This window comes from Agrobacterium sp. OT33 (assembly GCF_017313365.1).
Taxonomy (GTDB): domain Bacteria; phylum Pseudomonadota; class Alphaproteobacteria; order Rhizobiales; family Rhizobiaceae; genus Agrobacterium; species Agrobacterium rhizogenes_A.
The window spans coordinates 322950-340939 of sequence record NZ_JAFLMZ010000008.1 but is presented as its reverse complement, the minus strand read 5'-3'; the positions used below and the strand labels follow the sequence as shown (position 1 = coordinate 340939).

Below are 17990 nucleotides of genomic sequence, written 5' to 3'. Positions count from 1 at the left end.
CTTAAATCGTGGACTCGCGTTCCTTTAATCGTTGAACGGGATTTCCCCTTAATCGTGCACTCAGTCATGGGGCTGGCTCCATCGACGAGGGGCACCGACACGGCGACGCACCCATGGCCCATGCTTGCGCAGCAGGCGAGAGGCGACGTCGAGGCTGATCTCCAGCCTGAAGCGCCGGAAGACTTCGTTCTTCACGCGGTTGGATCGCCAGCGCGGCTGGTTGGTCGGAGCTTCGGCGATCCACTGGGCGATCTCGATGGCCTGCGCCTGATTGAGCGCGCCCCGTTGCCGATCGAGGGCGGCTTCGAGGCCACCCTGAGCGCCGCGTCTAAGCCAGATGTAGAGGGTTCGCGGCATGATGCCGGCAGCTTCTGCCGCCAGTTCGACCGGCATGCCGTCGCGCACGTCGGCGAGCGCGAGCAACCGCGCGTGCCGATGCGGGAAGCGATCGACGGCGGCGCGAGCACGCAATTCGTTCCCGGTTTCGGGCAGGTTCTCGATCCAGGCACGCCACCATCCGCGGTCGTCGGCAGGCTTCTGGTCGGGCCATATCGCCAGCAGCAGATCGAGCAGCTTCTGTCGGGTTGCGTCATCGAGATCGCGCCAGCGCTCGATCTGCCGTCGGGGGCGAGGGCCTTGCAGGATCGCAATGGCGGTGCGCAGCCGGTCGGGCCATCCGTCCAGTATCCATGCAAGGATGAGCAGGCCGTCATAGCTGCTGGTCGGCTCCGGCCCGAGCACCCCACGGCCGAAGTCACGTTCGATGCGGGCAACGAGCCGGCGACGGACCACGAGCCTGGTGTCGATCCAGACGGCGCCGAGCAGCACATCGAACAGCGCCAGGGCGACCGGCCAGTCAATGGGGCCCTGTCCGGGCAGATCGAAGACGCCGCTTTCGCGCGCTTCGCGGATTTGTCTATGCAGGGCGACAGCGGCGCGATGGGCCTCGCGCGGCAATGCCGTCGCAAGCCGGAACGCGCAGCGGGGGCAGCGGTCGGGCGCGAAGTAATCGCGCGACGACAGCGCCGGCATACGCAGCTTGTAGCCGCATTCCGGGCAGTCGCCGTTCAATACGGTGTTGTGGTCCGCGCAGACCGTCGCCCATCCGGCCGTCCAGTCCCGGCGAACGTAGGGCACGGCATCATCGGCGAGACAGCATGTGCAGACAGCCACGCGCCGCTGGCGGCGGCTGATCGTCGTCGGAGCACGGAAGCGCTGTGCGGAGAAGCGCTCGCGCAGATCGTCGAGAGGTTCATCGCCCGCTTCGGCTCCGAAGGTCATCTCCGTGATCCCCGCCGGATCGAGGCCGGTCGCGGTTGCCAGCCGTTCGACCAGATGAGGATGCGGACGCCGGCACCAGTCGCCGCGCCCCGTCAACTCCATGTCGCTGTTGCGCAGAAGCAGGTCGTCGGGCGCGATCCCGAAGGGTTCGGCATAGCGCAGCAGCCACGACGCCAGCGCTTCTCCCGGCAAGGGCGCGGTCCCACCCGGCAAGCGCGGGCGCTGCGTTCCCGGCTCATCGCCGGGCGGCTCGAACAGTTCGACCGCGAACAGATCCTTCTCAGACCACTGCATGACGGCGCTCGGAGGGCGATATGAACCCCAGATCATCCAGCATCTCCGGGCAGACTCTTTCCTCTCCCGTTTCGATCGCCGCCACGGCCGCACGGGTGACGATCGACACCACCTCCCCAAGGATGCCCTCCGATATGGAGAGCAACCGCTGCGCCATGGGTGGAGCCGACAGGTTCGACGCGGCTTTCAGCGGCATCGACGCCTCCAGCGTATTGACCAGGCGCGAGAACTCCGCGCCGCCTTCCCACGGTGGCAGCCCGAAGGGCGTGAAGCGGTTGGCGAGTTGGTCGTCACTCTGGATCGCCCGAAGCCCTTCGGCCGTACCGACCGCCACGAGCGGGATTTGCAGCTCGTTGCCGAGCCAGCGCAACAGGTTCAGGAACCGCCGCTGCTGGTCGCGCGACCCGCACAGCATGTTGTGGACCTCGTCGATCACGAGCATGCGCACGCCGGTCGCGCGCATCATGCGCACCGCCGTATCCTGCTTGGTCGAGAGCCTGTCGTTCAGCCGGTCCGGTGCGCCGAGCGCTTCGAGGATCGCCGAGAAGAACCGCCTCTCGTCGGGCGCGGGCGGCATCTGCACCTTGAGCACTGGCACCCGGATCGCGCCGTCGCGTGCGCTTTCCTCCGAACCTGGCAGATGGCTGCGCCGGAACTTCTCGACGATCATCGTCTTGCCGTTGTTGCTCGGCCCGACCAGCAGCAGGTTCGGCATCCGGGTCCGCTTCGGGAAGGACAACAGGTCCTCGAGCGCCGACAAGGCGGCTTCCGCCCGTGCGTAGCCGAGCCAACGATCCGTCCGGATACGCCGTATGCGCGCCTCGGCGGGCGCGTCCGCCAGCGCCTGTACGGCCGGCAGCAGATGGGGATAGGTTTGTTCGGTCACAGCCATTCCTCCACGTTGGTGAACAGCCGCTCGTTCTCTGGCAGCGGTTCGAACGCCGATGGATCGGGACTGGCGGGCTTCGCGGCGTCGGGCTTGACGGGAACCGCCCTTGCGGCCTGCAACCGGCGCTCGCGCTGCCGCCGCATGGTTTTGGTCTCGACGACGGCTCGCTCGGCAATGCCGCGCATCCGGTCGATCGTGGCGAAGATCGCTTCCTCGTCCACCTGTTCGCGGCCTTCCTCGCGCAGGCGCTTCAGCGCCAGGCGATGCTCCCACAGGCTGATCGGCGGTCGCCGCAGATCGGCATAGCTCAGGTCGTAATAACGGCCGTCGGGAGCCCACAGGTAGATCCGGCTCAGGTCGCGCGGATCGTAGCGCACGATCATCTTCTCCCGCTCGCCGATCAGCGTGCGCAGCACGTCCGACCAATAGGCGATCGTGTGCAGGAACACGCCCTGACGGCGCACCAGCCGCCGTTCCATCGGCAGGAAGTCGATCAGGAACTTGCGCGCATCGACCACCGGCGTCGTGCTGCCGCGCCCCGGCTGCTCGTCGCTGCCCTCCAGGCCGCGCTGCCACGCGACGAACGGCGTCGCGCCGATGCCGCGATGCAGTTCGCGATGATAGACGCCGGTGACGGCGTGGGCGAGCCAGCGTTCGACCTCATCGAGCGTCATCGCCGCGCTCTTCGAGGGATCGAGATCGCCCTTCGCCCGCACGTCGGAGAAGGTCGTGCCCGGCAGAAGGTGGACCTTGCCCATCATCGTGCCGATCAGCCGCTCGATATGCGCGCCGTAGTGCGGCGTGCGCACCGGCCGATAGTCAATGTCGATGCCGTGCTCGACGCAGCCCTGCTTCAGCGCGGCAGAACGGAACTCCTTGGCATTGTCGAGGTGCAGACGTTCGGGAATGCCGTTCACCGGCCAGACCGCATCGATCTCGCGCGCTCTCAGCCAGTTGTCCTTCGGCAGGGCGGCGTGAGCGATGCACAGCGCCACGCTCGTCGCCGAGGGCGGTTCGAGCGACAGGTGGAAGCCTGCGACGCAGCGGGAATGCACATCGATCGCCAGCGTCAGCCATGGCCGCTGGATCGACTCGCGCGTCCGGCTGTCGACCACGATCACGTCGACCAGCGTATGGTCGATCTGCACCAGCGACAGCGGCCAGGGCGCATCCAGCGATCCGACCGCCGGGGCGAAGCGGTCGCGGGCAGCCTTGCGGCCATGGCGCTTGCGATGGACTTCGGCAGCTGGTCGCATGCGCAGCCGCAGGTCGATCGCCTTGCGGCTCGGCGCTGCGAAGCCGAGCGCGCGGCAACGCTTGCGCACCTCCATGACTACATCGCTCACGCGCTGCCGCTGGCGCGTCAGGAACAGCTCGTCGATGACCGCGCCGATGATGTCCTCGACCTCTGCCGACAGGACCAACTGGCCTTCACGGCGACCGCGCCGTTCGGGCAGAAGGCTGGTCAGCCGAGGGTCGGCCTCGTAACGGGCAAGCAGCCGGTAAACGAGCGTCAGGCTGATCCCGAGTTCGTCCGCGGCCGCCTGCGCCATGCCCCGCGACCGGCGCTCGGCCAGCGCGAGAGGCTTGAGAACTTCGAGCCGTCGCCGCGCCTTCTCCCATTCCTCCAGGGCGATCCCGGACAGATCGGGGGCGGGCGACGACCGGGTCACGACACCCTCAACCGGGTGTCGAACCCGACCGCAAGCCGTGGGTCGAAGACGAGATCGCCGCGCGCCATCAAACGCCAGACCGCGCCGAGCGCCGCAACGCGATCGCACGGCATGGCCGTCACGGTCTCGCGCAGCGTCGGCGCTCCCATCCGCCGGACAATGGCCCTGGCCGCTTCCGCCATTCCCGCGTCGAGCGGAGCCTTGCGCAGCGGCAGCAGGCGTCGGGCGTTGTCGAGCCGCGGGCAGCGGATCGCGGATTCCGTCACGATCCGGAACCGGCCATTCGCCTCGCGGACGGCATCGCGCGCGGCAACAAAGCCCGGCCGCAATGCCGGCCAGTTCGCGCGCAGATCGGCGCGATACTTCACCTCAACGAGTTCATATCGGCCGTCACTCCAGCTCACACCGAAGTCCGGCGTGTATCGGCGAGGACCATCATTGGTCGCGAACCGGATCGTCATCGGCTGCGACACGATCACCGCGTCGGGATCGTCGAAACTGGCAAGCAACGCGAAGTCACGTTCGAGCGCGCTCTCATGCTCGACGAGGCTGGCCTCAAAACTTCCGAACCCTGTGATGTGCGAACGGCGGCTGAGCGGGATGCGTCTCATCGCTCCCTCCGACTCATCTGCGTGTCACTTAAGCGTACACCCAGATGTAGTGGCCGGTCCACGATTTAAGGACAAAATCTATGATTCAAGGGAAATCGCGCCATGCCCAAGAGTCCGGAAAGACTCAACATTCCTCGCCGACCAGACTCGGATTCAAGGAAAAACGACAGTAACCGCAAAAAAGAGCGGCTGCGGATCGGTTTCCCGTAAGGACGAAACGACGCAAGCCACGGCAGAGACGCCGGAACTTCCTCTCGACGACCGTTCGGGAGGCACGCGATGATCGTGGCCTTCCTCAATCAGAAGGGCGGTGCCGGCAAGACGACGCTGGCGCTCAATCTCGCCGGTGAATGGGCAGCGCGCGGAAAGCGCGTCACCCTGATCGATGCCGACCCGCAGGGCTCGGCGCTCGACTGGTCGCAGCAGCGCGAGCATGAAGGGCTTCCGCGCCTGTTCGGCGTCGTCGGCCTGGCGCGCGACACGCTCCACCGCGAGGCGCCTGAGCTCGCACGGAACGGCGATCATGTCGTCATCGACGGCCCGCCTCGGGTCGCCGGGCTGATGCGCTCGGCGCTGCTCGCCGCCGATCTCGTGCTGATCCCGGTGCAGCCTTCGCCACTCGACGGCTGGGCGTCGGCCGAGATGCTCGCGCTTCTGCGCGAAGCGCGCATCTATCGGCCGGATCTCGCCGCGCGCTTCGTCCTGAACCGCTGCGGCGCGCGCACGGTACTGGCGCGTGAGACGGCCGAGACTCTGGCCGATCACGATCCGCCAGCGCTTTCCAGCACGATCGGCCAGCGCATCGCCTTCGCCGCGGCTGCGCAATCTGGCCGCCTTGTCTGCGAACTTGATGACGACATGCCGGCTGCACGCGAGATCGCGGCGCTGGCCGTCGAGATCGATCGTCTCGGAATCGGAAGGGGGTCATCGTGACCGAGCGTCCGTCCCGTAAAGGTTTCGCCGCTCGGCCTGCCGACCCGGATCACTGGATCAAGGCCGCCGAGGCGCCGCCACGCAATGGTGACGCCGGCGGGTTCACCGCACGGCTCACCATCGACGTAACACCCGAGCTGCGCGGACGGATCAAGATCGCCGCCTTCCGGCGCAGCGTCACCGTCGCCGACATGCTGCGCGACCTGCTCGCGCGCGAATTCCCCCCGACCGAAGGAGACCCCTCATGACCGGCAACGCGGCTCCCCGCTTGCGCGGCGGCCTGTTGCCGTCCGCACGCTCCACCGACGATATGACCCATGTCGAGCTGACATGGATCGAGAAGAAGATCGAATACTGGATCAGGTTCGGCGAGCAAGCGCACGAACTGATCCTCGATCGCCGCCGGCGCGTCGTGTCGTTCCGGCCGAACAGCATGTTCGCGTTCGTCCGATGGGCGGCCAACGATTTCGGCACGATCATATCGCGCATCGACATCGTGCGCGCCGTCAAGCCGGGCGAAGCCTATCAGACGCTGCCCTTCGTGCGCCCCGGCGGCGAAATTCTCCTGAAGATCGAGGGCTGGCCCAAGGTCGAGGACGTGCTGCGCCACATCGACGCCTTGGAGCGCGCCGGCATCGACGCTTGCGACGTGGCGCCCGATCACTGGCGCCATATCGCCCACAGAATGCAGGCAGGTCACCTACCGCGTCCGTACACTGTCGAACGCCATGAGGCATGGCTCAAGCGGCGGGGGATCGGACGATGACCCGCTTCGGCTATGTCATGGTGACGTGTTTCGTGGCAATGGGTGTTTCCGTCGCCGCGTTCATTCCGACGTCGACCAGGCTCGTCTGGAACGCCACCGCCAGCGCGCCGCTCGGGCTCTACACCATCGGACCGGCCGACCGGCTGGAGGTGCCCGAACTGGTCGCCGTCATGCCGCCAGAACCGCTCGCCGACTTCATGGTCGGGCGCGGTTATGTCGGTCGCGGCGCCCCGCTCCTGAAGCGCGTCCTCGGTCTGCCGGGACAGCAGGTTTGCCGGATCGGGCGCGACATCATGATCGATGGCGTTGCCGTCGGATCCGCTCTCAGCCGAGACAAGATGGGCCGCGACCTGCCTGTCTGGCAGGGTTGCCGCACTGTCGCCGACGACGAGCTTTTCCTGATGAACTGGGAAGTCGCAGATAGTCTCGACGGCCGCTACTTCGGGCCGCTTCCAGCTTCCGCCGTGATTGGCCGGGCAATCCCCCTCTACACCGATGAAGACGGCCACGGCCACTTCGTTTGGCGCGCGCCGACGCGGTGACGGCGTGCCCATGCCCATTCCCACCGCAGATCCAAGGAGGCAAGCATGACCCAGATTGGTCAATTCACCCGGACGGAAACTGGCTTTGAAGGAGAGTTCAGAGCACTCGGCATCAGGGAAGACATCACGCTTGTTCCCGCCGAGCACTCGGGCTCCGAGAACGCTCCTGACTATCGCGTCCTGCTCGGAGGCGACGAGGGTTCCGATATCGGCGCGGGCTGGAAGCATGTCGGTGAACGCGCCGGCGAATATGTTTCCATCGAGATCGACAGCCCGCTCTTTGCCAAACCGCTACGCGCCAACCTGTTCCAGTCCGGCGGCGACAGTACGGTCTGGGGGCTGCACATGAACCGGCCCTTCAAATCACGCAAGGAGGATTGAGCGGTGCCGGCTCCGTGTCATAGCTCCTATGCCGGTCGGTCAGCCGTCTGGCATAGGGCTGTCCTTTTTCTCCTTTCCGGCCTGGCCTTCGCCGCGCCTGCCACGGTCTCGGTATGGGCGCAGACACTGCCAGCGACACGCACCGCGACCGCCGATCCTTATGCTACGCACATCGCCGAGGCATCGCAGCGCTTCGGCATCCCGCAGACATGGATCGTCGCGGTGAAGCGTGCCGAAAGCCATGACGACGTGCGCGCCGTATCGCCTGCCGGTGCCCTCGGGCTCATGCAGATCATGCCCGGTACATGGGACGAACTGCGTGCCCGTTACAGGCTCGGCAGCGATCCCTTCGATCCGCGTGATAACATCATCGCCGGTACGGCCTATCTACGCGAGATGCTCGACCGCTACGGCACTGTGCCCGCTATGCTCGCGGCCTACAATGCCGGCCCGGCGCGCTATGACGAGCACCTCGCAACCGGCCGTTCCCTGCCGGCCGAAACGCGCGCCTATGTCGCTTTGCTCGCACCCGCTCTGGGCAGTGCAGCTCCTGCGGACAGGCCGCGAACCGCACTCCAGCCACAGGCCGATTGGCGCGAGGCACCGCTCTTCGTGGCCCGCGGCGATAACCGCCGGCTTGCCGATGATCGAGCCGCCGATCATCCGTCGAGCGGCCGGCAACCTTCCGTTCCGGCACAGGACGATCGCGCCGCCGCATCGCAGCCAGACGCCATTTTCCTCGCCCGGCGCGAGAGGGACGGTCCGCAATGACCCTCAACCGGTTCTTTCGCATCCTGTCGGGCTCTGGCGCATCACGGAGGGTGCCGGGGGTGGAGGCAGGAGAAGCAACCGGAGGATGGCAGGATAAAAGGGCGCACATTGCGCGGCGGTCGGGTGATTGTTTTTGCTGGGGTTTCTGGCCTGTTCCGCACATTGCCGCGCTTGCGCGCAATGTGCGTCAACGACCCAACTCTCTGTATCCGAAAGACTTTTTGCACATTGCAGGGCTCTGCCATGGCCGATGAGCGCGAGTTCCGCATCCGTCCGGGGCGCATCCGGTCCAGCCGGGCGCAATCGGCGCGGCCTTTCATTTCGCAGGCGCTCGCCGCTGCGAAGAAGGCCGGCGGCGGCGTATCGCGCTCCGGCCGCGTGGTCTCCGGCAATCGCTCGCGCTTCGGTCACGGCCAGCGCGCCAGCATCCAGGCCAATCGCCTGATCTCGTCGCGCTCGCGCGGCGCCGTCGTCAAGGCGCGTGTCGTGCGGCATTCGGCACGCACTGCGCCGCTCGGCACCCATCTCAATTATCTGCGCCGAGAGGGAGTGACCCGTGACGGGGAAAAGGCCCGCCTGTTCGGGCCGGACACCGAGAATGCTGACGCCGGCGCCTTCGCCGAGCGGAGCCAGGATGACCGGCATCATTTCCGGTTCATCGTCTCGCCCGACGACGCGCTGGAAATGTCCGATCTCAAGTCCTTCACCCGTGATCTCGTCGGACAGATGGAGAAGGACCTCGGCACCCGGCTCGACTGGGTGGCCGTCGATCACTGGAACACCGAGCATCCCCATGTCCATCTGATCGTGCGCGGCGTCCGCAACGATGGCCAGGATCTCGTCATTTCTCGCGACTACATCAAGGAGGGAATGCGCGACCGGGCGCGCGATTTTATCACCCAGGAACTGGGGCCGCGCACCGACCTCGACATCCGCCGCACGCTGGAGCGCCAGATTGAATCGGAGCGATGGACCCAGCTCGACCGCCAGCTTGTCCGGGATGCACGAGAAACCGGCATCATCGATCTTGCGCCGCAACCGGATCGCACGCCAGACGAGTTTCACGCCCTGAAGGTCGGACGACTGCGCAAGCTGGAAGTCCTTGGCCTGGCTGGACAGGTTGGCCACTCGCAATGGTTCATCAAGCCGGAAGCCGAGGCCGTGCTGCGCGAACTCGGCGAGCGCGGCGACATCATCAAACGGATGCACAAGGCGTTGACGGACCGTGGCATCGAACGCGGCTCGGCCAACTATGTGCTGGCCGGTGAAAGCCTCGATGAGCCGATCATCGGTCGCCTGGTCGATCGCGGTCTCGACGACGAACTGAAGGGCTCGGCCTACGCCGTCGTCGACGGCGTCGATGGCCGTACCCATCACATCAAGCTGCCCGATCTCGATGCGGCCGGCGACAGCGCTCCCGGCTCGATTGTCGAGCTGCGCAAGTTCGATGACGCGCGTGGTGAGCGCCGCGTCGCGCTCGCCGTTCGCTCCGATCTCGACATCGAGCGACAGGTCACGGCATCGGGCGCGACTTGGCTCGACCGGCAGGCGGTGGCAAGAGAACCATTGTCGCTCTCCGATGGCGGCTTCGGCGCCGAGGTGCAGCAGGCTATGGACCGGCGCGCTGACCATCTGATCTCCGAAGGTCTTGCCGAGCGCCAGGGCCGCAGCGTGGTGTTCGCCCGCCGGCTCGTCGACACCTTGCGCCGCCGCGAACTCGATGCGCTTGGCGAGAAACTCGCCACCGAGACGGGCCAGCCATTCAACGGGGCCGCAGGCGGCGAACATGTCGCCGGCACCTATCGGCAACGCTTCGCGCTCGCCTCCGGCCGCTACGCGATGATCGACGACGGTCTCGGCTTCCAGCTCGTACCGTGGTCGCCATCCCTGGAAAAACAGCTCGGTCGCCACGTCTCCGGCGTCGCCCGCAACGACGGCGGCATCGACTGGAGTTTTGGCCGCAAGCGGGGGCTCGGCCTTTAAACCTCAATACATGAAAGGACCAACGCCATGTCCGCGACGAAAATTCTCTGGGGCCAGATCCTCACCGTCTTCCTGATCGTGCTGATGACGACCTGGGGGGCGACACAATGGACAGCCTGGCGCCTCGGCTTCCAGCCCCAGCTCGGCCAGCCCTGGTTCGAGGTGGCCGGCTGGCCGATTTATTATCCACCGGCCTTCTTCTGGTGGTGGTATTTCTACGATGCCTATGCGCCACCGATCTTCGTCGAAGGCGGTATGATCGCGGCGTCTGGCGGCTTCATCGCCATCGCGGTTGCGATCGGTATGTCGGTCTGGCGGGCGCGCGAGGCAAAGAATGTTGCGACCTACGGATCGGCGCGCTGGGCCGAGCTGGAGGAAGTGAAGGCCGCCGGTCTGCTCGACCAGGACGGTGTTGTTCTCGGCAGGCTTGATCGGGCCTATCTGCGGCATGATGGCCCGGAGCACGTCTTATGTTTTGCGCCCACGAGATCGGGCAAGGGCGTCGGCCTGGTCGTGCCCTCGCTGCTCACCTGGCCAGGTTCGGCCATCGTCCACGACATCAAGGGGGAGAACTGGACACTTACCGCCGGCTTCCGATCCCGGCACGGCCGAGTGCTGCTGTTTGACCCGACCAATGCACGATCGGCAGCCTACAATCCGCTACTCGAGGTGCGGCGGGGTGAATGGGAAGTCCGCGACGTCCAGAACATTGCCGACATCCTGGTCGATCCGGAAGGGTCGCTGGACAAAAGGAACCATTGGGAGAAGACCAGCCACGCGCTGCTGGTCGGAGCGATCCTGCACGTCCTTTATGCCGAGAAGGACAAGACGCTGGCCGGCGTCGCGGCATTTCTGTCCGATCCGAAGCGGCCGATCGAATCGACGCTCGCCGCGATGATGAAGACCGCGCATTTGGGTGACGCAGGCCCGCACCCGGTTATCGCGTCGGCCGCGCGTGAGCTGCTGAACAAATCCGACAACGAGCGATCGGGCGTGCTTTCGACCGCCATGTCGTTTCTGGGCCTGTACCGCGATCCTGTCGTTGCCGAAGTGACGCGGCGCTGCGACTGGCGCATTACCGACATCGTCGGCAGCAAGCGCCCGACGACGCTTTACCTCGTCGTGCCGCCGTCCGACATCAATCGCACCAAGCCGCTCATTCGCCTCATCCTAAACCAGATTGGCCGCCGTTTGACCGAGGATTTGCAGGCGAGGGGCGGGCGTCACCGGCTGCTGCTGATGCTGGACGAGTTTCCGGCTTTGGGCAGGCTGGATTTCTTCGAGAGCGCCTTGGCCTTCATGGCGGGCTATGGCCTCAAATCATTCCTGATCGCCCAGTCGCTGAACCAGATCGAGAAAGCCTATGGGCCGAACAACTCGATCCTCGACAATTGCCATGTGAGGGTGTCGTTCGCGACGAATGACGAAAGGACCGCGAAGAGGGTGAGCGACGCGCTCGGCACCGCCACCGAAATGAAGGCGATGAAGAACTATGCCGGGCATCGGCTGTCGCCCTGGCTCGGGCATTTGATGGTCTCGCGCTCGGAAACCGCGCGGCCGCTGCTCACCCCTGGCGAGATCATGCAGCTTCCCCCGGCTGACGAAATCGTCATGGTCGCAGGAACGCCGCCGATCCGGGCGAAGAAGGCGCGATACTTCGAGGATGCAAGGTTTCAGGAGCGGATACTGCCGCCGCCGAAGCTGGTCCGTACCGGCGAACCGCATCCGGACGACTGGAGCCGCCTGCCGATCCCGGCCCGTCTCCCGTTCAACGAAGCCGTGGCGGGCGTCGCCGAGGAGGATGAGGATCCGACCGAATCCGAGCGCCGGCGTCAACCCGAACTGAGCCGCGTGAAACCTGTCGAGAAGAAGGAGCCCATCGAAAACGAATTCGAGATCGATCCTCCCGATGAGATGGAGGAGGAAGCCACCCGGAACCGCCGAATGGCCCGCCTCATGCAAAGTGTGGCGCGACAGGTCTCGCTTGATCCGAATGACGGGATGGAGCTGTGACCCCAATGACTGGCAGAAAAAAGAAAGCGCAGATCTCCGTCTATCTCGAACCTGACGTCATGACGATGCTCTCGGATTATGCAGCGCGCCGGGAGCAGCCGATGTCTTTGATTGCGGAGGCGGCCGTCGCTTCCTTCCTGTCGCCGGACGACGCCGAACGGCGGGAGGCATTGATCGCCAAGCGCCTCGATCAGATCGACCGCCGCATGACGCGACTGGAGCGCGATGTCGGTATCTCGGTCGAAACGCTGGCCGTCTTCGTCCGCTTCTGGCTCGCCACCACGCCAGCCTTGCCTGAACCGGCCGCACAGGCGGCGCGGGCCAAGGCCGGCGAACGCTACGAGGCGTTCGTCACGGCACTCGGCCGACGTCTGGCACAGGGGCCGAAACTCAGGCAGGAAATCTCCGAGGACATCACCGACTCATCCGATGGACAGGTCACGCCACACGCGGGCACATCCCGCGAATAGTCGTCGCCTCGGTTGGTTCAAGAAGACAGCTCCATCGCCGTTTTCCTGTATTTGCACGCTATACTACTACGACGCCATTTCCTTGTTGAATCGCATGAACTTCCGGCTCTTTTAATCATCCCCGTCCGGGGACCGTCTGATTTCCCCGGCGAGAAACGGGGATCGGATGGCAGTCTCGCATCGAAATTCGGAAGGCTTTGCGCGTGGCGCTCGGATGTTGCGCACCGCGTTGGGTGCTGCCGTCGCCCGCTTTCTGGAAGATCCCGGCGTTGTCGAAGTGATGCTCAATCCCGATGGGCGCTTGTGGATCGACCGTCTCTCGGAGGGCATGTCCGACACCGGCGAGCGCATCTTGCCCGCGGATGGCGAACGCATCATCCGATTGGTTGCTCACCATGTCGGCGCGGAGGTTCATGCTGGCGCTCCGCGTGTTTCGGCCGAATTGCCCGACAGCGGCGAACGCTTCGAAGGTCTCCTGCCTCCGATCGTCACAGGTCCGGCCTTCGCCATCCGCAAGCCGGCGATCTCGGTGTTCACCCTCGACGACTATGTTTCGGCAGGAACGATGACCGCCGATCAGGCGGCGTTGCTGCGCGAGGCCGTCGCCTCGCACGCCAACGTGCTGGTCGCAGGCGGCACCGGCACCGGCAAGACGACGCTTACCAATGCACTGCTGGCCGAAGTCGCGAAGGCGCAGGACCGGCTTCTCATCATCGAGGACACGCGCGAGCTTCAAAGCCAGTCCGAGAACAAGGTGCCGATGCGCACCAAGGACTTCATCGCCAATCTGACAGATCTGGCGCGCTCGGCGATGCGCTTCCGGCCCGATCGCATCATCGTCGGCGAGGTGCGAGGCCCTGAAGCCCTTGATCTCCTCAAACTTTGGGGAACGGGGCATCCCGGCGGCATCGGCACCATCCACGCCGGCACCAGCATCGGAGCGCTCCGCCGGCTCGAACAGCTCATTCAGGAAGCTGTCGTCACCGTCCCCAAGGCACTGATCGCCGAGACCATCGACATCGTGGCGGTTCTCTCCGGTCGCGGACCCGCGCGCCGGCTCTGCGAACTTGCCCGTGTCGAAGGACTCGGCCCGGACGGCGACTACCGCGTCGCCCCCGCACGCTTTTCCCCCGACCGCCAACCGCTCCCGAAAGGAGAATAGTCATGTCCCTCCGTGTCCCGCCCGTTCTGTCGAAGCACTTCAGCCCGCCCATCATCTTGTCCATGGTGCCGGTTCAGGCGAGCGGGCACACGCCGTCTTTGCGCGGCTTCCGTCGCCACTTCATGAGCCCGGCTTCCGTCGCCACGATCATGATGATGGCGGCTGCGCCGGCTCATGCTTCCGGGTCCTCCATGCCGTGGGAGGCGCCGCTTCAATCGATCCTCGAATCCATTGAAGGGCCGGTCGCCAAGATCGTCGCCGTCATCATCATCATTGCGACCGGCCTGGCGCTGGCTTTCGGCGATACGAGCGGCGGCTTCAGGAGGCTGATCCAGATCGTCTTCGGCCTGTCGATCGCCTTCGCGGCCAGTTCCTTCTTTCTCAGCTTCTTCAGCTTCGGCGGCGGAGCGCTCATCTGATGGCGGGTGTTCTGGAACACGCTAACGAAGTGCCGGGCTTCACCGTCACCGTACATCGGGCGCTGACCGAGCACATCCTGCTCGGCGGCGCTCCCCGAAGCGTCGCCATCATGAACGGGACGCTCGCCGGAGCCGTCGGCCTCGGCCTCCGTCTCTGGCTGGTCGGCCTCGCCATTTGGGCGGTCGGGCATTTCGCGGCGGTCTGGGCGGCGAAACGCGATCCGCTTTTCGTGGAAGTCGGTCGTCGTCACCTTCGTATCCCCGGACATCTGTCGGTGTGAGGGCGCGTCCATGATGAACCTTGCCGAATACCGCCGCACCGCCAGCCGCCTCGCGGATTTCCTGCCCTGGGCCGCGCTTGTCGGCGAAGGTGTCGTTCTCAACAAGGACGGATCGCTGCAAAGGACCGCCCAATTTCGCGGTCCGGATCTCGAATCCTCTGTTGCTGCCGAACTGGTCGCTGTCGCCGCCAGGCTGAACAATGCCTTCCGGCGTCTCGGCTCCGGCTGGGCGATCTTCGTGGAAGCGCAGCGCCAGGAGGCCGCGACCTATCCCGACGACCGCTTTCCTGATCCGGCCTCGGGGCTGCTTGACGCCGAACGCAAGGCCGATTTCGAAGAGCAGGGCAGTCATTTCATTTCCGGCTACTTCCTCACTTTCACCTATCTCTCGCCTGCCGAAGATGCGGCGCGTGCCGAGACCTGGCTCTATGAGGGGCGGGAACGATCTGGCGTTGATCCGAACGAGATCCTGCGCGGCTTCGTCGATCGCACCGATCGTGTGCTGGCGCTGCTCGACGGCTTTATGCCCGAATGCCACTGGCTCGATGATGCCGAGACGCTGACCTACCTGCACTCGACAGTCTCGACCAAACGGCACCGTGTCCGCGTTCCCGAAACACCGATGTACCTGGACGCGCTGCTGGCCGATCAGTCTCTGACCGGCGGGCTGGAGCCGCGCCTTGGCGACGCTCATTTGCGCATCCTCACCATCGTCGGTTTCCCGACCGCGACCACGCCCGGAATTCTCGACGAACTGAACAGGCTCGCCTTTCCCTATCGCTGGTCGACACGCGCGATCCTCCTGGACAAGACCGATGCCATCAGGCTGCTCACCCGCATCCGCCGCCAGTGGTTTGCGAAGCGCAAGTCGATCGCCGCCATTTTGAAAGAAGTCATGACCAACGAGGCTTCGGTTCTGGTCGATACCGATGCCGCGAACAAGGCGACCGACGCGGACATCGCGCTCCAGGAACTTGGCGCAGACTATGCCGGTATGGCCTATGTGACGGCGACCATCGCCGTCTGGGACACCGATCCCCGCCTTGCCGACGAAAAGCTCCGGCTTGTCGAAAAGGTGGTCCAGGGCCGCGACTTCACGGCGATGCCGGAATCCATCAATGCCGTCGATGCCTGGCTTGGCTCGCTGCCGGGGCATGTTTACGCCAACGTGCGCCAGCCGCCGATCTCGACGCTCAATCTCGCCCACATGATTCCCCTCAGTGCCGTGTGGGCGGGGCCGGAACGGGATGACCACCTGGGTAGCGGCCCCTTGCTCGTTGGCAAGACCGAGGGAAGCACCCCGTTCCGGCTTTCCATTCACGTCGGCGATGTCGGACACACGCTCGTCGTCGGGCCGACCGGCTCGGGAAAGAGCGTGTTGCTCGCCTGCATGGCGCTCCAGTTCCGTCGCTACGCCCAGGCGCAGGTCTTCGCCTTCGATTTCGGAGGCTCGATCCGGGCCGCGGCACTCGCCATGGGTGGCGACTGGCATGATCTGGGCGGCGATCTGACCGAAGGGGATGCGTTTTCCGTCTCGCTCCAGCCGCTTGCGCGCATCCATGACGTGCCCGAACGCGCCTGGGCGGCCGACTGGATCGTCGCCATCCTGACGCGCGAAAGCATCGCGATCACGCCTGATGTCAAGGAGCATATCTGGACGGCGCTGACCTCTCTCGCTTCGGCGCCCGTCGAGGAACGCACCATCACCGGCCTGACGGTGCTGCTGCAATCGAACGACCTCAAGCAGGCGCTCAGGCCGTATTGCGTCGGCGGTCCCTATGGCCGGCTGCTCGATGCCGAAACCGAGCACCTCGGCAGCGCGTCTGTGCAGGCCTTCGAGATCGAGGGGCTGGTTGGCACCGGCGCAGCACCGGCCGTCCTGTCCTATCTGTTCCATCGCATCGGCGATCGGCTCGATGGCTCGCCCACCTTGCTCATCATCGATGAGGGCTGGCTGGCGCTCGATGATGAAGCCTTTTCCGGGCAGTTGCGGGAATGGCTGAAAACCCTGCGCAAGAAGAACGCCAGCGTGATCTTCGCCACGCAATCATTGTCGGATATCGACAGTTCGGCGATCGCCCCGGCGATCATCGAAAGTTGCCCGACGCGTCTGCTTCTTCCAAATGAGCGCGCTGTCGAACCGCAGATCACCGCGATCTATCAGCGATTTGGCTTGAACGCGCGCCAGATCGAGATCCTCGCGCGGGCCACGCCAAAAAAGGACTACTACTGCCAAAGCCGCAGGGGGAACCGCCTGTTCGATTTGGGCCTGTCCGAAGTCGGTCTCGCCCTCACGGCTGCCTCCTCGAAATCCGACCAGTCCGCCATCGCCCGCGTCTTCGCCGAGCACGGCCGGGACGGCTTCCTTGCCGCCTGGCTGCGCCTGCGCGGCGTCGACTGGGCCGCGGACCTCATTCCTGACCTCGCCAATCTCGTCCCCCAGCCCGACAAGGAGGCTCAATCATGAAGACCCACCGTTTCCGCGCGGCACTGCTTGCCGCATCCATTCTCACCTTCTCAGGCCCGGCCTCGATCGTTCTGGCGCCGCCGGCGTCCGCCGCCTGGATCGTCTACGACCCGACCAACTATTCGCAGAACCTCCTGTCCGCCGCGCGCGCGCTGGAGCAGATCAACAACCAAATCACCAGCTTGCAAAACGAAGCGCAGATGCTGATCAACCAGGCCCGCAATCTGGCGAGCCTGCCGTATTCGTCGTTGCAGCAGATCCAGCAGTCCGTTCAGCGCACGCAGCAGCTTCTCAGCCAAGCGCAGAACATCGCGTTCGACGTTGGCCAGATCGATCAGGCGTTTCAGTCGAAATACGCCAATGTCTCGCTTTCGGCGACCGACGCGCAGCTCGTCGCCGATGCAAAGGAGCGCTGGAAGAACAGCGTCGGCGGCCTTCAGGACGCCATGCGCGTGCAGGCCACCGTCGTCGGCAATATCGACACCAACCGCACCGAGATGTCGCAACTGGTCGGTCAGAGCCAGAGCGCGACCGGCGCGCTTCAGGCGGCGCAGGCAGGCAACCAGCTTCTCGCCCTTCAGTCGCAGCAGCTTTCCGACCTCACGGCCCTGCTTGCCGCCAATGGCCGGTCCACTGCACTCACCGAGGCCGAACGCGCCGCCGCGGCCGAACAGGGACGCGTGCAGCGTCAGCGCTTTCTGACGCCGGGCTCCGGCTATCAGGCCGGCAGCGCCAAGATGTTCAACTGAGGGCCCGGGCCATGGACGGGAAGATGCTGGCCCGCCTGGGCGCCGTCGTCTTTGTCGCCGTCGCGATTACCGCGACGGCGACAAAGATGATCAGAAAGAGTGAGGCTCCCGCGCCATGGACACGATCCACAGCGGCCGTCGGAACGCCGGCAGATCCCCTCCGGCTCGGCCAGCGCCGGTGCCAGCAGCTTGGGCAGGCTGCCACCAGCGATCCCGAATGCCTGCGTGTCTGGTCGGAAACACGAGACCGCTTCCTTGGCAGGACTTCCGTGCCGGTCGCCCCACAAACCATCGAAGGGCAGTGA

General features: G+C 65.3%; 19 protein-coding genes. 15 read left to right on the top strand and 4 right to left on the bottom strand.

Annotated elements, in window-relative coordinates:
• Positions 1-60: 60 nt before the first annotated feature.
• Genes JZX88_RS20125 through JZX88_RS20110 form a run of 4 tightly spaced genes read right to left on the bottom strand, consistent with a single transcriptional unit; the run spans position 61 to position 4748 of the window.
• A complete protein-coding gene (locus tag JZX88_RS20125) occupies positions 61-1611 on the bottom strand; it encodes a TniQ family protein (RefSeq protein ID WP_173995682.1) in 1551 nt (516 codons plus the stop codon).
• On the bottom strand, positions 1562-2467 hold the full coding sequence (locus tag JZX88_RS20120; RefSeq protein WP_173995683.1) for a TniB family NTP-binding protein: 906 nt from the start codon (positions 2465-2467) through the stop codon (positions 1562-1564). The genes JZX88_RS20125 and JZX88_RS20120 overlap by 50 nt, the downstream gene beginning before the upstream one ends.
• Complete coding sequence (locus JZX88_RS20115; RefSeq protein WP_173995684.1) at positions 2458-4137, bottom strand: Mu transposase C-terminal domain-containing protein; 1680 nt, start codon at positions 4135-4137, stop codon at positions 2458-2460. The genes JZX88_RS20120 and JZX88_RS20115 overlap by 10 nt, the downstream gene beginning before the upstream one ends.
• Positions 4134-4748, bottom strand: a complete 615-nt coding sequence (locus JZX88_RS20110) for a TnsA endonuclease N-terminal domain-containing protein (RefSeq protein ID WP_173995685.1) — start codon at positions 4746-4748, stop codon at positions 4134-4136. The genes JZX88_RS20115 and JZX88_RS20110 overlap by 4 nt, the downstream gene beginning before the upstream one ends.
• Positions 4749-5027: 279 nt before the next feature.
• Here JZX88_RS20110 and parA point away from each other — a divergent pair, with 279 nt between their 5' ends.
• From parA to trbK-alt, 15 genes are all read left to right on the top strand, one after another.
• Positions 5028-5681: a ParA family partition ATPase gene (gene parA / locus JZX88_RS20105; protein ID WP_173995686.1), complete on the top strand. Its 654-nt coding sequence runs from the start codon at positions 5028-5030 to the stop codon at positions 5679-5681.
• Entirely contained in the window at positions 5678-5929 is a 252-nt protein-coding gene (locus JZX88_RS20100; RefSeq protein ID WP_173995687.1) for a hypothetical protein, read from the top strand. Before parA ends, JZX88_RS20100 begins: the two co-directional genes overlap by 4 nt.
• On the top strand, positions 5926-6447 hold the full coding sequence (locus tag JZX88_RS20095) for a DUF2840 domain-containing protein (protein WP_173995688.1): 522 nt from the start codon (positions 5926-5928) through the stop codon (positions 6445-6447). The genes JZX88_RS20100 and JZX88_RS20095 overlap by 4 nt, the downstream gene beginning before the upstream one ends.
• On the top strand, positions 6444-6989 hold the full coding sequence (locus JZX88_RS20090; protein ID WP_173995689.1) for a S26 family signal peptidase: 546 nt from the start codon (positions 6444-6446) through the stop codon (positions 6987-6989). Before JZX88_RS20095 ends, JZX88_RS20090 begins: the two co-directional genes overlap by 4 nt.
• Positions 6990-7034: 45 nt before the next feature.
• The gene (locus JZX88_RS20085) at positions 7035-7370 is read left to right on the top strand and encodes a DUF736 domain-containing protein (RefSeq protein WP_173995690.1); all 336 of its coding nucleotides are present in this window, start codon (positions 7035-7037) and stop codon (positions 7368-7370) included.
• 3 nt (positions 7371-7373) lie between these two features.
• Positions 7374-8141 carry a lytic transglycosylase domain-containing protein gene (locus JZX88_RS20080; protein WP_173995691.1) on the top strand — a complete coding sequence of 256 codons (768 nt, stop codon included), beginning with the start codon at positions 7374-7376 and terminating at the stop codon, positions 8139-8141.
• A 243-nt stretch (positions 8142-8384) separates the two neighbouring features.
• Positions 8385-10124, top strand: a complete 1740-nt coding sequence (locus JZX88_RS20075) for a VirD2 family relaxase/mobilization nuclease (RefSeq protein WP_173995710.1) — start codon at positions 8385-8387, stop codon at positions 10122-10124.
• Between the two features lie 27 nt (positions 10125-10151).
• A complete protein-coding gene (locus JZX88_RS20070; protein ID WP_173995692.1) occupies positions 10152-12137 on the top strand; it encodes a conjugal transfer protein TraG in 1986 nt (661 codons plus the stop codon).
• A gap of 5 nt (positions 12138-12142) precedes the next feature.
• Positions 12143-12607 (top strand): CopG family transcriptional regulator, encoded by a 465-nt coding sequence (locus JZX88_RS20065; protein ID WP_113136923.1) that lies wholly within the window; start codon positions 12143-12145, stop codon positions 12605-12607.
• A 166-nt stretch (positions 12608-12773) separates the two neighbouring features.
• Positions 12774-13769, top strand: a complete 996-nt coding sequence (trbB, locus tag JZX88_RS20060; protein WP_173995693.1) for a P-type conjugative transfer ATPase TrbB — start codon at positions 12774-12776, stop codon at positions 13767-13769.
• A 122-nt stretch (positions 13770-13891) separates the two neighbouring features.
• The gene (locus tag JZX88_RS20055) at positions 13892-14188 is read left to right on the top strand and encodes a TrbC/VirB2 family protein (RefSeq protein ID WP_173995711.1); all 297 of its coding nucleotides are present in this window, start codon (positions 13892-13894) and stop codon (positions 14186-14188) included.
• On the top strand, positions 14188-14469 hold the full coding sequence (locus JZX88_RS20050) for a VirB3 family type IV secretion system protein (RefSeq protein WP_173995694.1): 282 nt from the start codon (positions 14188-14190) through the stop codon (positions 14467-14469). Before JZX88_RS20055 ends, JZX88_RS20050 begins: the two co-directional genes overlap by 1 nt.
• Positions 14470-14479: 10 nt before the next feature.
• Complete coding sequence (trbE, locus tag JZX88_RS20045) at positions 14480-16936, top strand: conjugal transfer protein TrbE (protein WP_173995695.1); 2457 nt, start codon at positions 14480-14482, stop codon at positions 16934-16936.
• Positions 16933-17685, top strand: a complete 753-nt coding sequence (gene trbJ / locus JZX88_RS20040) for a P-type conjugative transfer protein TrbJ (protein WP_173995696.1) — start codon at positions 16933-16935, stop codon at positions 17683-17685. Before trbE ends, trbJ begins: the two co-directional genes overlap by 4 nt.
• An 11-nt stretch (positions 17686-17696) precedes the next feature.
• Positions 17697-17990 (top strand): putative entry exclusion protein TrbK-alt, encoded by a 294-nt coding sequence (gene trbK-alt, locus JZX88_RS20035; protein WP_173995697.1) that lies wholly within the window; start codon positions 17697-17699, stop codon positions 17988-17990.

Bases quoted from the DNA above. Each gene is read 5' to 3' on its own strand.
- JZX88_RS20125 (WP_173995682.1), bottom strand. From the start codon at position 1,611: ATGATCTGGGGTTCATATCGCCCTCCGAGCGCCGTCATGCAGTGGTCT.
- JZX88_RS20120 (WP_173995683.1), bottom strand. From the start codon at position 2,467: ATGGCTGTGACCGAACAAACCTATCCCCATCTGCTGCCGGCCGTACAG.
- JZX88_RS20110 (WP_173995685.1), bottom strand. From the start codon at position 4,748: ATGAGACGCATCCCGCTCAGCCGCCGTTCGCACATCACAGGGTTCGGA.
- parA (WP_173995686.1), top strand. From the start codon at position 5,028: ATGATCGTGGCCTTCCTCAATCAGAAGGGCGGTGCCGGCAAGACGACG.
- JZX88_RS20095 (WP_173995688.1), top strand. From the start codon at position 5,926: ATGACCGGCAACGCGGCTCCCCGCTTGCGCGGCGGCCTGTTGCCGTCC.
- JZX88_RS20090 (WP_173995689.1), top strand. From the start codon at position 6,444: ATGACCCGCTTCGGCTATGTCATGGTGACGTGTTTCGTGGCAATGGGT.
- JZX88_RS20085 (WP_173995690.1), top strand. From the start codon at position 7,035: ATGACCCAGATTGGTCAATTCACCCGGACGGAAACTGGCTTTGAAGGA.
- JZX88_RS20075 (WP_173995710.1), top strand. From the start codon at position 8,385: ATGGCCGATGAGCGCGAGTTCCGCATCCGTCCGGGGCGCATCCGGTCC.
- JZX88_RS20070 (WP_173995692.1), top strand. From the start codon at position 10,152: ATGTCCGCGACGAAAATTCTCTGGGGCCAGATCCTCACCGTCTTCCTG.
- JZX88_RS20065 (WP_113136923.1), top strand. From the start codon at position 12,143: ATGACTGGCAGAAAAAAGAAAGCGCAGATCTCCGTCTATCTCGAACCT.
- trbB (WP_173995693.1), top strand. From the start codon at position 12,774: ATGGCAGTCTCGCATCGAAATTCGGAAGGCTTTGCGCGTGGCGCTCGG.
- JZX88_RS20055 (WP_173995711.1), top strand. From the start codon at position 13,892: ATGAGCCCGGCTTCCGTCGCCACGATCATGATGATGGCGGCTGCGCCG.
- JZX88_RS20050 (WP_173995694.1), top strand. From the start codon at position 14,188: ATGGCGGGTGTTCTGGAACACGCTAACGAAGTGCCGGGCTTCACCGTC.
- trbE (WP_173995695.1), top strand. From the start codon at position 14,480: ATGATGAACCTTGCCGAATACCGCCGCACCGCCAGCCGCCTCGCGGAT.
- trbJ (WP_173995696.1), top strand. From the start codon at position 16,933: ATGAAGACCCACCGTTTCCGCGCGGCACTGCTTGCCGCATCCATTCTC.
- trbK-alt (WP_173995697.1), top strand. From the start codon at position 17,697: ATGGACGGGAAGATGCTGGCCCGCCTGGGCGCCGTCGTCTTTGTCGCC.